Annotated in this window: 9 protein-coding genes; 4 read left to right on the top strand and 5 right to left on the bottom strand. The window is 68.8% G+C overall.

The annotated features are described in order from the left end of the window. Nucleotides 1–90 precede the first annotated feature (90 nt). From ACXAHD_RS00185 to ACXAHD_RS00170, 4 genes are all read left to right on the top strand, one after another. Entirely contained in the window at nt 91–1410 is a 1320-nt protein-coding gene (locus ACXAHD_RS00185) for a helix-turn-helix domain-containing protein (protein WP_289211744.1), read from the top strand. A gap of 55 nt (nt 1411–1465) precedes the next feature. Next, on the top strand, nt 1466–2071 hold the full coding sequence (locus tag ACXAHD_RS00180) for a hypothetical protein (RefSeq protein WP_289211743.1): 606 nt from the start codon (nt 1466–1468) through the stop codon (nt 2069–2071). A 35-nt stretch (nt 2072–2106) separates the two neighbouring features. Then, nucleotides 2107–2652 (top strand): GNAT family N-acetyltransferase, encoded by a 546-nt coding sequence (locus ACXAHD_RS00175; protein WP_289211742.1) that lies wholly within the window; start codon nt 2107–2109, stop codon nt 2650–2652. Between the two features lie 68 nt (nt 2653–2720). Then, nucleotides 2721–3155 (top strand): Imm1 family immunity protein, encoded by a 435-nt coding sequence (locus ACXAHD_RS00170; RefSeq protein ID WP_475047461.1) that lies wholly within the window; start codon nt 2721–2723, stop codon nt 3153–3155. Here ACXAHD_RS00170 and ACXAHD_RS00165 read toward each other — a convergent pair. The 5 genes from ACXAHD_RS00165 to ACXAHD_RS00145 all read right to left on the bottom strand — a co-directional run bounded on the left by ACXAHD_RS00165 (nt 3120) and on the right by ACXAHD_RS00145 (nt 16647). Next, nucleotides 3120–3512 carry an Imm1 family immunity protein gene (locus ACXAHD_RS00165; RefSeq protein ID WP_289211740.1) on the bottom strand — a complete coding sequence of 131 codons (393 nt, stop codon included), beginning with the start codon at nt 3510–3512 and terminating at the stop codon, nt 3120–3122. The two genes, ACXAHD_RS00170 and ACXAHD_RS00165, sit on opposite strands and share 36 nt — an antisense overlap. Beyond that, on the bottom strand, nt 3509–4012 hold the full coding sequence (locus ACXAHD_RS00160; protein ID WP_353850391.1) for a DddA-like double-stranded DNA deaminase toxin: 504 nt from the start codon (nt 4010–4012) through the stop codon (nt 3509–3511). The genes ACXAHD_RS00165 and ACXAHD_RS00160 overlap by 4 nt, the downstream gene beginning before the upstream one ends. A 436-nt stretch (nt 4013–4448) precedes the next feature. Beyond that, nucleotides 4449–8459 (bottom strand): Eco57I restriction-modification methylase domain-containing protein, encoded by a 4011-nt coding sequence (locus tag ACXAHD_RS00155; RefSeq protein ID WP_289211739.1) that lies wholly within the window; start codon nt 8457–8459, stop codon nt 4449–4451. After that, nucleotides 8459–11353, bottom strand: a complete 2895-nt coding sequence (locus ACXAHD_RS00150; RefSeq protein ID WP_289211738.1) for a helicase-related protein — start codon at nt 11351–11353, stop codon at nt 8459–8461. The genes ACXAHD_RS00155 and ACXAHD_RS00150 overlap by 1 nt, the downstream gene beginning before the upstream one ends. After that, nucleotides 11350–16647 carry a DEAD/DEAH box helicase gene (locus ACXAHD_RS00145; protein WP_475047456.1) on the bottom strand — a complete coding sequence of 1766 codons (5298 nt, stop codon included), beginning with the start codon at nt 16645–16647 and terminating at the stop codon, nt 11350–11352. The genes ACXAHD_RS00150 and ACXAHD_RS00145 overlap by 4 nt, the downstream gene beginning before the upstream one ends.

Below are 16647 nucleotides of genomic sequence, written 5' to 3'. Positions count from 1 at the left end.
GCCGTGGAACTTCCACGTAATCCACAGCGCCAGAAGGTTATCCACAGCCCGTTGCATTGATCTTGTTCTTCTGTGTGTACTACGTGCACCGTGGACATTGATCCGACGCGACGGGAGGGCGTCCAGGTGACGACGACACGGCGACACCGGTTCATCCAGCACCGCAAGGCTGCCGGTTTCACTCAGGAAGGGCTCGCCGCACACCTGTACATCGACCGCACCACCGTCGCCCGATGGGAGCGCGGGGAGACAGATCCACACCCAGCGGTACGGGCACGACTCGCCGAAGCCCTTGACCTGCCGATTGATCAGCTCGATGCGCTGCTCGCTGGCGAACCGACGGATCTCGCTCTGGACAGCACCGATTCCGGCGGTACCGTGGCATTCGGGGATCCCGATGGAGGTGATCTTGTGGACCGCCGCGCGTTCGCGATCAACACCGCTCTCGCTGGGCTCGGCATCGCCACACCACTGCGCGACTGGATCACATCGCCGCAGGTGCCGCAGCACCTCGGCATGGAGCACATGCGGCAGGTCTCCGAGACGATCATGGCCTTCGAGCGAGCTGACGCTGTTGTAGGCGGCGACAGCCTGTGCGACATTGCCCTCGCCATGTACCGCCGCCTGGCCCGCTGGGAGCGCGAAGCCAGCTATAACCATCAGGTCAGCGAGGCTCTGCAAGACTGCCTTGGGGACTTGGAATCGCAGGTGGGCTGGCTTGCTCTCGACGCCGAGCGCCACCAAGAGTCCCGTCACTACCTGAACGAAGCCGTCATCCGTGCCCGGCTCCGCGACGACCCGCGCCTTGAAGTGCAAGCGCTCCAGCAACTCTCGATGCTGGTGCGCGATACGAATCCACGCGAAGCCCTGCGGTACGCCGAGGCAGCTCAGCGGATTGCAGCGCCGTGGGCCACCCCTCGTTTGAAGACGCTGCTGCATCTCCGATCCAGCCTCGCCCACGCCAAGGGCAAAGACGCCTCAAGCTTCGGCCGGGAGTTGGTGAACGCCAAGATCCAATTCGACCGTGGTCTACACGACGACGATCCGGACTACATCGGGTTCGTCACCATCCACGAGGTCAACGCAACCGAAGGTCTGTCGCATCTGGCGCTCGACCGCCCCGACCGAGCCGCAGCCAGCTTCATCGGCCGACTCGAACGCCCCGATCCGGTCTTCAAGCGGAACGAGTACCTGGGCAAGCTCAACATGGCTACGGCCCTGAACCAACAGGGCGACCATGCGGGATCCGGCGTGATCGCGCTCAACGTTCTGCCTGCCGTCGCGTCGCTTAAGTCTCGGCGCACGCGGAAGCGCCTGGCGTCCCTGCGTGCCGACCTCGGGCGGACGGCTCCTCACGTGCCGGCGGCTCGTGACTTCATCGAGGCGTACGACGCCGCCAAGGTCGCCTGACGGCCGACCCAGCAGGCAGGGCTGTCACTGGACGAGGTGAGAGAGGTGTTGAAGGATGCCTGAGACCGTTCTCGACCTGATTGTGGTTTCTCCACAGACCGACGAGGAAGACTGGGTCATCTACAGCCCTCAGATTCCCGGGCTGGCGGGCGGTCGCGACAGCTTTCTACAACTTCGCGAGGATCTATCCGAAATCCTCCGCTTTGCCGGAGTCGATTTGCCTGCGCACCTCCGGATCCACGTTGAGGAGATTTACGACTCAACCGATGCCGACTACGTCATTCGAGTAGCTCAAGATCCTTATCACAAGGACCGTGCGGCGACTGCCAACCGCCTCCGGGCAGCACTGACGGATGAGCGGCAGCGGTACGACCTCCTTGGTTCGCCCCGCACCCGAACGGGCGAAGTTCTTTTCATCAGCGCGGTCGCTTCCGACACGCTCGGCGAACTGGCGGCGCAACTCCGCCCCTCCGGGGACGCTGCACTAATTGTCTGCAGCGTGGCAAACAATTTCATCTGGACCTTCCACTTCACCAACAGCGAAGAACTCGACGAAGACGCGCGCTCTCTCGTCGATCTGGGAATCTCGGAGAGCACGACCATCGGCGAGATCATGGGACAGCGGACCAACAGCCACCCACTGGCAGTTCTCGCGGCCTAGCCCACTAGAGACTGGACGCGAAGGAAGGCGACTTGATGACGGTCGACGGTCTCAATCTCGACGTCTACGACGCTGACCAGGCGAAGGCAATCCTTGAAGACCTGGTCGCCGTCTACATCGAGATATACGACGAGCCGGCCGACGCGTTCCACGGCGAGGACCGCTACCGCCGGCAGATCAACGGGCATATGACACTGCCCGGCTGGAAGCTCGTCACCGGCACAGTCGGCAACGAACTCGTCGGCTACGCCTACGGCTTCCCGCTGTCGTCGGACCGCTGGTGGTCAGGGCTGCTCACCCCCGTACCGGACGGATTCACCTCAGAGGACGGGCGGCGCACCTTCGCGATCAGCGAGCTCATGGTCCGCGAGTCCTGGCGGCGACAGGGCATCGCCCGCGCGTTGCACGACGAGTTGCTCGGCAACCGCGAAGAGTCCCGAGCCACCCTGCTCGCCGACCCGAAAAACGCCCCAGCGCAGGCCGCGTACGCCTCCTGGGGCTGGCACACCGTCGCCCAGCTCCGGCCGAATTGGGATAACTCCCCCATCTACGACGTCCTCATCCGTCCGCGCCAGGTCTGACCGGCCCCCCTCTGAATAGGCAGATGACGACGTACGAGGTCACCTGGCCTGGGACAGGTCGCGCCGTCGTGAGCGACCCCGCGCAGATCGACAAGGTGCTCCGCGCGCTCCACGATGTTGGACAGCCCTGTGTAGTCGACGTGTTCCGTTACTCGGGCGGTAGACCTGACGGCGGTGTCCAAGTCGGGGTAGGCCATCCGGACCGATCGTTCGTGCTCTACTTCGGCGAGCCAGCCGGCGGGTACGCGGTCGAGCCTGGTATTGAGCCATGGAGTTGTGAGATCGAGTTCGGATATGGCGGCCAGCCCACCAGCTACCACCCCGCCGAAACCCGGATCACACCTGACGTGGCCTTCGTGCTTGTCCGTCAACTGATAGCAACCGATAATCGCCCAACCGGCGTGACGTGGGACGAGGACAGCGATCCCAGCCTCGATTCCGCCGATCTGGGAGCGAGTGACCCTCCCTCAATTTTCTGGGTCGACACGCATGTCGGCTGGTAGCGCACCGGTCCTCAGGTATTCGCCAACGGCGCGGCGAGCAGCTACTGGGGTTATTCTCGTCCGGGCGGGCGAGTAAACAGCGGGCTGACCTCCATAGCTAAACTCAATTGATTCCTTCCATTCGGGCACGTCCGGCTGCCAGATGTAGCCACCATCCTCATCGAAAATGAGCACGACCGCCCGGTGCGGATGGCCAACCCCGATCTGCAAGCCAGCATCGTCGTTACCGTCAGCGGTAAGATCAACCATGTTCGGACCGGCAGCGGAAACGCGATCAAGGATCTCGTCCACTTCCTCCATCGTCGTTGCCGAGGCGGTGTTGTCGGCACCCCAGTACAGCAGATATCCGCTGCTCATGCGACCCCTCTTCCATTCCCGCGATAGTCCGCCCACCATGTGGTTCTATTGTCTGCACCAGCGACGTACACGCGCAAGGTGGTGCCTACAGGTAGCATCTCGGCCAGTCGCCGGTTACAACCCTTCGGGCCTCCACACGGCTGCACAGAAACGACCAGGGTTGCCTCGGTCGGCGCGCCAGGGCGGCGCAGCATAGCCGCTACATGGCCTTCAACATGCTGGGTAGCGGCGGCCATCTGGTGCCATCGCAACGGAGAATCCCGGCGTAGACCAGGTGCACCACGTCCCGGTCCGTCGTCGCCGCTCCAGATGAGTCCGCCATGGTCCTGGCCGTCTGAGCTGAGCAGAACGCCGGCGGTCTTGCTGCCCCTGGGCAGCACGGCGCGCACCTCGCTTGCTGCCGCGAGCACGGCCGCTGAAGGCGATGACGGCTCTCCAGCCAGACTGGATGCCTCGGGCGATCCACTACTGACGCCAAGCGGAATGCCGATATGGATCATGTATGCCTCGACCGCGTCCGCCCCGGCTCTCGCGTCTCTTGCGCTGTTTGCGGCCGCCTCGATGGCGGTCGCCAGGGAAGAAAGGAGGCCGTCTGTGGCTGGAGCTGCCGAGCCACGCAGACCAATGCGCAACGAGTCCGCAACGTCGGAAAGTCGCCGCGATGCTTGGCTGGCCGTCATGGCAGCTGATCGGATCGCAGTGACTGCACTTCGCAAACGCGCGCCGACCTGCTCCATCGCGCTCATGATCGCTCCGGCCGCCAACGCACTAGGGACGGCCCTAACACCTGCGGTCGATCGAAGATGTCGATGATGCCGTCAACGATTTCGTCCAGATCAGGGAGCCCCCTATCGCCTGCCGATGCCCTCGCCCCCACATCGCGATCAGCACCGCAACCCACCATCCCTTGTAGTCAATCCTTAGGTACGCGTGCCTCTACAAATGCCGTGGGCCTTGGCCAGGTGGGGGGTCGAGCGGGGTTTGGTACGGCTGGCCGGTGCGGATGGCATCGGCCATCGCGTCGTAGCACTCCAGGATCAGGCGCTTCGTGCGAAACTCGCCGTGCGCCTTTTCGTCATTCTCTCGGACGACCTTGAAGGTCTCCATGATGTAGTCGACGTCATCCCGATCCACCCCGAAAAGATGGAAGTATGCAGCATCGAGTTCAGCACGGATAAGTTCACGTCGCTGAGGGTTCCACCGGAAGGGCTGACCCGTTTCCCCAACGACTGAGGATAGTCCCCGCATATCATAAGCGGTGTAGGCAAGCTCAAGAACCCGCGCTGAAATCCAGTCTTGCAGCAAAGAGGTCGAGTCCCAGGGTGCATCGCCACAATAAACTTCCGGACCAATTATTGGGAATTGCTTGATGTAGGAATAAGTGAGATGAGTTCCTGCAATTTTTTGTCGCGCAACATAGTCGATGCTATAACCGCTCAAGTTGGCCAGCAAACCGAGCAACGATCCAGGACTCATACTACTCATTACGAGCGGCGTAGTGTGACCCACAGCGACAGGGGGAAGTAGCGCTGGGATCAGGGTGCGCTCGTCGGTGCTGCGGGCGATGTCGCGCCAACCCAGCAGCCAGTCATGAGACCAACGACCGGCCAGCCGCTCGTCCACCGCCTGTTTCGACACCCAATAGCGTGGCAGTGGCAGCCGCGCCGGATCGTCATGATCGGCGTCGGTGAAGCGGGGCAGTGTCCCGACGTTCAACTGCGCCTGCGTCGCCCCCTCGTACGTACCCAGCCGGTGGTCGTAGAAGTGGGCCATCTTCGCCTCGTACAACGGCAACATCCGCTCGTCGCCTCGGACGAAGTGGTTGCCCTCCAACGTCCAGCCTTCTGGCTCCAAGACCTCCCTCGTTCGGAAAAGCCCCGAGTCCGTGGCCATGTTGAACAGACCTTGACTGAAAGAGATACCCCACGGGTTGCCGCCCACTTTGGCCTCGTCCCACAGGACCGGAACTCTCCGGTAGATCCCCAACGTGATCTCCGCGTCCCGCCGGGACAGAAACACCGGACAGGTCCCCGTGTTCGGGTTCAACAGACTGATCTCCTCCGGTGTCAACGCGTACGCCCGCCGCGCAATCTGATCCACCTGCCGCACCCGGAACACCAACGACACCTGATCAACCGGCCGCCGCACACCCGCCGCCGTCAACAACGAGAATCGGACCCGATGATCGACCCCCTGGAAGACCTTGTCCTCGTTCTCGAAGTCGAACAGTGACACCAGACTCCGACGACGTACCAGATTCTTGAAGAAGTCCTGGGTGGTCGCATCGGTGGCGATACCCGTCGGGACGATCATGCCGAGCTGGCCGGCAGGTGCGAGGGTGATGCGAGATGACTCCGCGAACATCGCGTAGGTGTTGAGCCGGCCCTGGCCGGTCAGTGGATAGCGTCCGGAGCTGCGGATCATGTGGCTGATCGCCTCGACTTCGCGGACAGCGGTCAGGTAGTCCCGGTACAGCGACTGATATGAGGGCTCTTCGGCGTGCTCCAGTGCGGCGATCGCCTTCTTCCGCGCTGCGGCGTGGGCCGCGTTCGCGATGTGTGGCGCTGGTGCCGCGAAGAACTCCTGCTCTTTGAACTCAATCTTCTCCCACGGGGGGTTGCCGAGGACGCAGGAGAAGCCGCCCTGCCAGCCGGTGGCGTCGTTGACCGGTCCGTGGTCGGGCACCCGGAAGATGTGCGGGAACTCGATGTGCCAGTGGAAGAAGCGGAACTGCCGGTGCAGCCGCTCCACCTGCTCCTCGACCGCGGCCAACTCCAGCGACGCCTCACCCTTGCCGAGCCGCTCCAACACCGCCTGCGTGATCGCCGTACCCCGGGAATCTGGGGTTCTTGGCTGCACGAACGCGGCGCACCAGGCATCCGCGACCAGCCGGGCGTGACGGCGCTCCTGCTCCAGGACCTGCGCCCGCTTGGCCTGCACGTGCACGTCGGCCAGCGACCCCGGCTCGGCCCGGGTGATCTGGGCGGCCTCCTCGGCGAGCGTGGCGTTGCCGACCTGGACGCCGCCGCTCCACAGCAGCTCCGTCTGGCCGCCGGCCTCCACCGCGTTCTGCTTCTTCAACGCGGCGGCGACCTTCTTGTCGTCGCCGGTCAACGCGGTGAACGCCGTGTCCGGGATGCCGTCGGCCAGCAGCCGGGGCGTCACCCCGAGCAGCGAGTTGCCGACCCGGATGTTGGCGTCCAGGTAGCCCAGCGGCCGGCCCGGCTCCATCGCCTCCAGCCACAGCGACACCTTCGCCAACTCGGCGGCCATCTCGTTGACGTCGACGCCGTAGATGCAGCGGCCGATCACCCGACGCAGCGCCGAGCGGACCGCCAGCGGCGTCGGCTCCAACTCGTCGGTCTCCTCCGCGGCGACCCGCTTCGCGATCCGCCGGGCCGCCGCGATCAGGAAATGCCCCGACCCACACGCCGGGTCGCAGACCGTCAACTCCAGCAGCGCCGCCACCCGCTCCGGCGCGGTCGGCCGGTCGCACGCCTCGTCGATCAGTGGATCCAGCGCCGAGTCCAGCAGCGACTCCACCAGCGACGACGGAGTGTAGTAGGAGCCGGTGGTCTTGCGTTCGTTGCCGGCCAGCCGTTCCGTGCCGAACCGCCACGCCGACGCGTCCCAGCGGGGCCGCAGCTCCAGCAGCGACTCGTAGACGCTGCCCAGCTCCTCCGCGCCCAGGTGCCGGAAGTCGACCCGCTGCCGGCCGCCGCCGCGCCGCTGCGGCAGCACCGCCAGCGCCTCCACCGCCTCCAACAGATGCCGGTTCGACAGCTTCGCCGCCGCCAACGGCCGGTCCAGCGGACCCGGCTCGAACAGCCCGCCGATACCGGGCAGACCCAGTCGGGGCTGGCCCGCCTCCCGGCCCAGCGAGTCGAAGACCAGGCGGACCGCCTCCCACAGGTCGCCGTGGCGGGAATGCCGCCGCCGCACCGCCAGATCCCGCAGCCGGGCCGCCGAGAAGAACGTCGCATAGCGCCGCCGGGTCGCCGCGTCCGCCTGCGGATCCAGCAGCGAATGCCGGTCCTCGGCGACGAACCAGAACAGCAACCGGTAGATCACCCGCAGCAGGGACCGTTTCACGTCCTCCAGGCGCAGCGTCGCGTCGGCGACCTGGCCGCGCAGCGCGGCGTTCTCCGGATGGGTCAGCAGCCCGGTGCCGAGGATCTCCAGCGCCCGTTCCACCCCGTCGCGCAGCTGCTCCAACGCGCGTTCGCCCTGCTTCGCGCCGGCCGCCCGCCACTGCTCCAGCACACACGACGCCGGCCCGGCCGCCGGCTCGGCCGGACGCATCCGGGACGCGTGCGCCAACCGGTACAGCAGCACGAAATCGGCGAACAGCTCCCCGTCGAAAATCGCCTCCAGGTCGAACTCGATCGACGCCGAACCGACCAGCGTCGTCGAATCCCGCAGCAGCCGCAGCTTCTGCCCGTTGGACAGCACCGCCCACAGGTGCCGGTCGCTGCGGTTCAGCAGCTGCTGCACCATCGAATGCGGGGCGGCGCCGGCCGCGCCGCGCACCCGCGCCGTCCGCCGGTCCAGGTCCACCCCCCAGCCGAGCAGATGCACCGGTACGGCGTCCAACCGGTGCGACACCGGGAACGTCAACTCGTCGACGGCGATCCCGCCGGTCACCGGCGTCAACGGGTCGAAGCCCAGCTCCCGCAGCAGCACCAGCAGCCAGCGTTCCCGGGTCAGCCGGGCCGGTGCGCCGTCGCCGGCCCGCTCCCGCTGCCGGCTGAAGTCCCGCCACACCTCCTGCAGGTAGGCGAACGACCGGTTGGCGTAGCGGCGCACCGACTCACCCGACTGCAGGCCGTACGCGGCCGGGTCCATCCCCGGCAGCTCCCGGTCGCCGTGGCCGATGCGCTGCAGCAGACCGCCGGGCAGCAGGCCGCCGTCGACCCGTACCGCCGGATAGACCACCGCGCCGCTCATCACTGCTGCCCTCCGGGAAGATAGAGGTAGACGCCGAGCACGTCGGCCGGTTTCTGCGCGGTGACCGTGACCTGCCGGCGGACCCGCTGCCCGGCCGCCTCCCGGACCCGCAGATGCGCGGCCCGCAGCCGGTCGGCGAGCTCGTCGGCGGTGGCCGACAGATGGTCGGTGACCGCGTCGAGCTGGCCGACGACCCGGGTCAGCAGCGGTGTCGCCGCGTCCGGCAGCACGTTGCCGGTCGGGGTCGCCGACAGCAGCGCGGCCGTCTCCTCCTCGGTCAGCCACTCGGCCGCCTGCGGGGCACCCCGGAACGCCAGCACCCGCGCCTCCTCGGCGACCATCGGGCGCGGCTCACCGCCCGCCGCCGCGCCGGCCGGCAACGTCAGATGCAGCCGGAACCGCACCAGCAGCAGCGTCGTGCGTTTCGACACCGCAGCGGTACGCATCACCCCGGCCCGCCGCGCCGGCCGCTTCTCCGCCGACAGTTTGTCCGCCGGCAGCGACGGATTCAGCGCCGACTCCAGCACCTGCCGGGCCAGCGCCGACACGTACGGGTCGGTCCGGTCCAGATGTGCCGCGCCCGGCGGGGTCGGCAGCTCACGGCGCAGCTGCAACACCCCGGCCCTGCCCTGCCCCGCCTTCGTCGGCCGGGGTGGGAAGGCGTCGGTGACCTGGCTGGGCAGCCCGGCCAGGTCGGCGTCGAACCCGTACGGCCGCTCGACCACATCGGCGCCGAACGCGGCCAGCGCGGTCGCTGCGAACTCGGCCACCTCGGCCGGAGTGCCCAGACTGGCCCGGATCTCGGCCAACTCGTCGGCCACCTCGGCCGGTTTGATTGCCCGCTGGGCGTACTTGGTGCGCGACTCCTTCTCCCGCTCGGCCGCCGAATCCCACTGCCGGTGCAGCTCCTCACGCGGGCCGGCGGCCAGCGCGTCGATGGTCAACTGCTCCGGCTGCTCCGGCGCCACCAGCAGCTCGTGGGCGATCGTCTGCAGGACGTCGTCGCTGGCGTCCGGCACCGGCACCGAGATGCCCAACGTCTCGCGGATCCGGTTGTGCTTGCGCAGCAGCACCTTCAGCACGATCTCGTCGATCCGGTTGTCCGCGCCGTAGATCATCACCGCGCGTACCGTCGGGGCGACCTGGCCGAACCGGTCGACCCGGCCCTCCCGCTGCTCGTGCCGGGTCGGGTTCCACGCCAGGTCGTAGTGCACCACCGCCTGAAACCGTTCCTGCAGGTTGACCCCCTCGGACAGGCAGTCGGTGGCGACCAGCACCGGGCGGCGGCTGGTGTCGGCGGTCAGCTCGGCGATCCGGGCCGCCCGCTCCTCAGGCGGCAACGCCCCGGTGACGCAGCCGACCGCGAAGTTACGGCCCAACGCCGCCTCCAGCCGCTGCGCGACGTACTCGGCGGTGTCGATGTAGCGGCAGAACACCACCGGGTTGAAGCCGTCACCGAGCAGCGTCTTGACCTCCTTGACCAGCAAGGTCAGTTTGGCGTCGCCGGCCCCGGCCAGCGCCTCGGCGCGGCGGGCGAACTCCCGCAGCCGGCGCTGCTCGGCACTGCCGCCGCCACCGTCCGCTCCCGGGTCCGCGCCCGGGGTCGCATCGGCCGACTCCTGGGTCTCGTCGTCGGGCAGATCCAGCACCGCCGCCCGACCCAGAGTGTCCGCGTCCTCGGCGCTGTCGGCGTCGGCGTTCGCCGCCCGGGTCCGCAGCGTCGCCGCCGCCGCGGCCGGCGACGACGCCAACGCCCGCAACAGCGCCAACGCCGACCAGTACCGCACCCGCTGGCGCACCTGCCCGCCGAGCGGATCCCGCACCACCTGCCGGGCGTACGCCACCACGTCGTCGAACAGGTCGCGGTACTCGCCGGACAGCCGGTAGGCGCGCTCGGTGGTGTGCCGGTCCTCCGGGAACGGGGTGTCCTCCAGGAAACCCCGGATGTCGGCGCGGCGACGCTGCACGAAATGCCGGGCCAGCCGCTCCCGACCCGCCACCTGGTTAAGGTCTACTGTGGCCAGCTCCGGATCCAGCAGCCCGAGCAGATTGCGGAACCCGGTGTCCTTGCCGCTGTGCGGCGTCGCCGTCACCAGGATCAACTGCCGGGCCGGGTCGGCGGCCAACCGGCGTACCAACTCGTAGCGCAACATCCGGGACTTGCCGGCCCGGCGGTCGTCGTCCGGCACGCAGCCGTGCGCCTCGTCGACGATCACCAGGTTGGGACAGCCGCGGACGAACTGCTCGCGCAGCTCCGGCCGCTTGATGAAATCAGTGGAGACCACCACGTGCCGGTAGCGGTCGAACACCGAATCGGTCGAGCCGACCAGCGACGCCTGCAACCGGCGTACGGTGCCCGGCAGCACCAACTCGGCGGCGATGCCGAACTTGGCCGCCAGCTCCCGCTGCCACTGCTCGGCCAACGCCGGGCTGCACAGCACCGCCAACCCGTCCGCGTCGCCCTGGGCCAGCAGCTCGGCCGCGATCAACCCACTTTCGACGGTCTTGCCGATGCCGACGTCATCGGCGATCAGCATCCGCACCGGGTCCTGACGCAACGCCATCAGCAGCGGCACCAGCTGGTACGGCCGGGGCTCCACCGCCACCGCGCCCAACGACCGGAACGGCCCGCCGGAGGAGCGGAACCCGATCCGCAGCGCCGTCCGCAGCAGGCCGGCCCGGCTGGCGTTGCCGGCATCGGTCGGATCCGGGTACGCGAACGTCGCCGACCGGACCTCCTCGACATCCGGCAGCACCGCCGCGCGTTCGTCGTCCGCCCCGCCGAGCGGGCGCAGCACCAGCACCTCCGGCTCCGACTCGGGCAGCACCACCCACTCCCGGCCCCGCGCCGTGACCAACGTCCCCGGCTCGAACCGCTGCGCCGCCACCGTCACGCACTGCCTCCCTGCCGCCGCCCGAACACGCCGGGATACCGACCCACCACGCTCTGCCAGTCACCGGCAGTCACCCGGATCGGGGTCCAGCCGGCGTCAATCACACTCTCCTCGGCGTCCACGTCCCGCCCGGCACCCGGCTGCACGCCCGGCTCATCGACGAAGACCACCGCCCGCTGCTGCCGGTAGGTCAGATCCGGCCGGGCCCCCGCCACCGGATCCGCCACCGGATCCGGCCCCCGGTACGACTCGCGCGCCAGCCAGGCCACGAACTCGGCGACCGGCCCGTCGACGCTACCGGCACCAGCCGCCCCGTCGCTGCCCACTGGTGGGCAGTCGCCGCCCGGCGGCCGGCCGGCCGCCGGCCGCTCGGCCGCCGCCGACGCGAACGACACCAACAGCTGCGCCACCAGGTGCCGGTTGATCCGCCGGTGAAACCCCTGATTCGAGTACGACAACAGACAGTCGTAGCAGCCCTGGACACAGTGGTCGGCACCGGCATCCGGCTGGTCCACATCGACCCCGGTCGGGTCGAAGTGCGCGATCTCCAACGCCTTCGCCGCCACCCGGGCGACCGCGTGCGGCTCCTCGACCAGCCGACGCAGCACCCCCGCCCCGCCCTCGGCGCTCTCGATGAACAGCATCCGGCCACGGTCATCCGGATCCGGCAGCAGCTCACCGGTCAGCTCCGAATCCTCCAGCTGGAAATGCGCCTCGATGCCGCGTTCCACCGCGTACAGCAGGGTCACCGCCATGTCGTCGGGTACCCGCTCGGCCAGCCGCAGCACCAGGATGTTGCGCCGGTCCTGCACGTACGGGATCACCCGCTCCGGCGCGGCCACCTTGTCGATCGCCGTGATCGCCGCCTCGTCCGAGGTCAGCTCCTCGTCGTCGGCCCGGTTCTTCTCCGTCGCCTTGCGCTCGGACAGCCAGTCACCGGTCGCCGGATCCAGGAAGAAGCCCCGGACGCTGGCCTCCTTGCGGCGACGCAACCCCAGATTGGCCCGCCGCACCGTCGCCGCGTCGCCGTAGACCAGCTCGGCCAGCGGGCTGCCGTCGGCGGTGGTCACCGCCGCCGTCAACCGGCCCGGCCGCCGACCATGATCATGGAAGCGGTACGACGTCTCGATCTCGAACAGCGACCGACGCCGCTCCTCCTCGTCCGACGAGATCCGCTCCCGCCGCTGCGTGCGGACCGTGTACAGGCGCAGCAGATTGGTGTCCGTCGCGCCCAGCCCCTGCCCGCAGTTCACACACACGTCCCAGCCGACCTCGTCGTCGTGCAGATGCCCGCACTCGGCGCACCGCCGCGCCGACGAGGTCAACACCCCGTCGGCGTTCGACGCCACCTGATGCAGCTGCACGCCGCGCACCAGGTAGCGGGCACCCTCGTGGTAGATCAACGCACCCGGGCCGAACTCGCTGATCCCGATGAACCGGGGCCGGTGGATGTAGTCGCCCTTGCGTCCACCGGCCAGCCCCGGCACGTACGCGGCCAGCGGCAGCCGGGGGAACGAGTAGCCGGGCAGGAAACCCTCCGACGCCAGATAGCGGAACGTGTAGAAGTCGGTCTGCGGCTCGTCGGAGTTCTCGTTGGCCAGCAGATTCAGCTGCACCCGGGCGTCGTTGGCCCGCCGGCTCGCCTCGTCCCGGGCCTTGCCGGTCACGTTGGTGTCCACCGCCCGGCGGTTCTGCACCTCATACTCGCGCAGCGCCGCCTGGTAGAGCTGCCGCCAGCGGCCCAACGCCGCGTCGAACTCGTCGTACGCCTGCTCCACCGTGTCGGCGACCCAGCGGTCCCGCCACCAGGGAGCCCCGGCAAGCGCCCCGCCTGGGTTCCCGCCGGACGCCCCGCCGACGTCGCCGGCCAGGACCGCTTCCGCGCGGGCCAGCGCCCGCTTGCGGGCGTCGTCGTCGCGCAGCTTGCGGACGAACTCCGGCCGGATCCGCAGCGACGGGGCCTCCCCGCCGGTCTCCAACAGCCGCACCAGCGAACTGGGCAGCTCGGCCCCGGTCTCGGCCAGCCAGATCGCCTGCACGTGCGACCGCACCAGATCCTCGTTGGCCAGATCGAGCCGGGGCGCCTGCACCGCACCACCGACCATCAGCTGCGGGCGTCGAAAATAGAACTGGTCGTGCGCGTTGCCCGTCGAGCAGTAGGTGACCACCAGCGCCGGCTGCCCGGACCGGCCGGCCCGCCCGGCCCGCTGGGCGTAGTTGGCCGGCGTCGGCGGCACGTTACGCATCGCCACCGCGTTGAGATCCTTGATGTCGACGCCCAGCTCCATCGTCGGCGAGCAGAACAGCAGCGGCAGCGCCGCCTCCTGGAACTGCTTCTCCCGCTTCTGCCGGTCCGCCGCCTCCACCTGGGCGGTGTGTTCCTTCGCCTGCAACCCGGCCAGCAGATGCGAAGTGTCCCGGTACAGGTCCCGGAAGAAGGTGTTGACCCGGGCACCGGCCTCACCGGAGAGCACCTTGCGGACCCGGTCCTCCGCGCCCACCGTGCCGTCCCCGGCCTGCCAGATCAGCGCGTCCGACTTCAGCCGGTAGCCGCTGACCAGGTCGTCGCCCTCCGGTGGCACCTCGATCACCAGGGTCGCCTCGGCCAGCACCGCCAACAGGTCGCGGATCATGTCCTGCGCGTCGGCGACTGTGCAGCCGTCCTTGCCGTACTGTCGGATCAGGTACTTGCCGAACGCCCCCCGGCCGGACAAGTGCAGCAGTTTGCGCCGCTCGCCCTTGCCGCTCGGCTTCGGGTAGGCGACCCCGGCGACGACCGCCCGCTCCCGTTCACCCAGCTTCCACGGCTCGGCCAGCTGCTGGCGGGACAGCCGGTCGATCTCGTCGAAACCGTCCTGGGTCAGGCACCGTACGTCGATCGCCAGGTTGCGGCGCAGCTCGTCCAGCAGCGTCGAGGCCACGTCGTGGCGGCGTTCCGGTTTGTCGTCGCGCAGCAGATGGTGGCTGCGCGACCAGATCTCCTCGTCGACGGCTACCTCGTCGAGATAGCGGTAGCCGATCCGCAGCAGGCCGGTCTGCTCCAGGTTCGGCATGGTGACCCGCCAGCCGCGTTCCAGATCGAGGTAGAGCCGGTAGTTGACCACCTCGCGTAGCGCCCGCCAGATCTCGTCCTTGCCGTACCGCACCTCCGGGGTCCGGGCGAACTGCCCCAACTCCAGCCGCAGCGCCTCGGTGACCTGCTGCGCCACCCGCTCGTGGGTCAACCCGTCCGGGGCCGCCGCCACCGCCCGGTACAGCGCGCCACGCAACTGCACCACCTGGACGAAATCGTTGAAGTGCCCGGCCTGCAGCGAGGCGTCCTGCCGGTTGTCGACGAAGGCGAGCAGCTTGCGGGCCTCCGCCGGCAGCCGCGGGGCGGCCCGCAACGCGCGTACCACGCTCGCCCCGACCACCGACAACGCCGAGCTGCGGCCCTCGACGGACAGCTTCGCCAGCTGGGCGAAGTCCTTGCCGCGCTGGCGTTCGTAGGACACCTGGCAGCGCAGACAGAACCGGAACGGCGACGAGATCCAGGCCGCCGGCACCCCCTGCCCCGGTGCCTGCTCGGTGCCCATCGGGTCGAGATGCACCAGCTCCGGCAGGTGGCGTTCCTTCGTCGGGGCCACGATGGTGCGCCCGTCGTCGGCCAGCAGCGTCCACGAGTACGGCAGCCGGGCGTCGCTGAGCACGGTGTCGAGATCCGCCGGCCACGGCTGGTCGTCGCTGATGTAGAGGTAGCCGGCGTCACCGGTGGCCGACTCCACCTCGCTGCCCGCCTCGAAGCCGTGGTCGGCGCGCCGGACGATCAGATAGTCCTGGCCGCATTCGCGGCAGAAGGCCAACGGGACCAGCGCCTTCGACTGGTCGACCGTACTGGTCGGGGAGAGCGCCTGGTAGCGGCTGGTCACATGCCGCACCGACGGCGGCTCGATCGTGGTGTAGACGTTGTCGCCCTTGGACAGGAACTGGTGCAGCCGGAACGCGAAGAACGGCCGCCCGGTCCCCGGGTCGTCGAGCCCCGCACCGGCGGCCAGTACCGCCTCGATCGCGGTGGCGCACTCCCGGCCCGGCACCCCGGTCAGCTCGGCGAGCAGGTCCGCGGCCTGCGGGACCGTCCTGGGCCGGCGCAGCCGCACCGGCCGGCCGGTCACCGGGTCGGGCTCCACCCCGAACGCGCCCTCGACCCACGCTGCCAACGGATCGGTCCGCAACCCGTCGACGTCCGGCTGTGGCGGCTCGGTGGCGGCCCACCGCAGGACCCGGTCACGCAGACCGGCGGGGTCCGCGCCGGTGCCGGCCGGCGTTCCGGTGGCCGGAGCGCCGCCGACCGGCGCGCTGGTGGCCGGTGCGCTGGTGGCCCGCTCCAGCGTCTCGACGATCACGTGGCCGGGTTCGACGGTGGTGCCGAACAGCCGGCTCGCCACCTCGGCCACCTTGATCCGCTGGTCTGCGCCGGTGGTGTCGGAGGCCATCGTCGCCGAGGTGCCGACGCACTGCACCTGCGGCGCGGCGAAGGCGTCCCGGGCTCGGCGGACCAGGAACGCCACGTCGGCACCCTGCCGGCCACGATAGGTGTGCAGCTCGTCGAGGACCAGGAACCACAGGCCACGGGCGGCCCGGGTCAGCGGGCCACGTTCGGCGTGCCGGGTCAGCACCAGCTCCAACATCACGTAGTTGGTGAGCAGGATGTCCGGCGGGTCAGCGAGGATCCGCCGCCGCTCCTCGGTGTTCTCCTGCCCGGTGTAGCGGGCGAACCGCACCGGCGGGGTCCCGCCCGGCAGGCCCCAGCTGAGAAACTTCGTCAGCTCGTTGAGCTGGCTGTTGGCCAGCGCGTTCATCGGATAGACGATGATCGCCTTCACCCCGGGCCGGTAGGTGCCGGCGGCCTTGGCCCGCAGCACCCGGTCGACGATCGGCACGATGTACGACAGGCTCTTGCCGGAACCGGTGCCGGTGGTCAGCACGTAGCTGTGCCGGTCCCGGGCGATCTCGATCGCTTCCCGCTGGTGCTGGTGCAGCCGCAGCGGCCGCGCCCCCGGGTCGTCCGGCTGGCGCTTGATCCGGAAGATCCGCTCGTTGTCGGGGTGCAGCAGGCCCTGCTGGACCAGCTCGTCGACCCTGCCGCCGGAGGCGAAGTTGGGATTGAGCGACAGGAACGGTGCCGGCCACTGGTAGCCCTGGGCGGTCAACTCCGCGATGTGTTCGGCGATCTTCGGGTCGCGGGGGTCGACGAAGCTGGACGTGAACTCCTTGTAGTCCTCGATGAGCTTGTCGCGTACATCGAAGACGTCCAC

The organism is Micromonospora sp. ABR4_055 (genome assembly GCF_056160425.1).
Note: the sequence above shows the minus strand (reverse complement) of the source record. Positions and strands in the feature narration are given on the sequence as shown.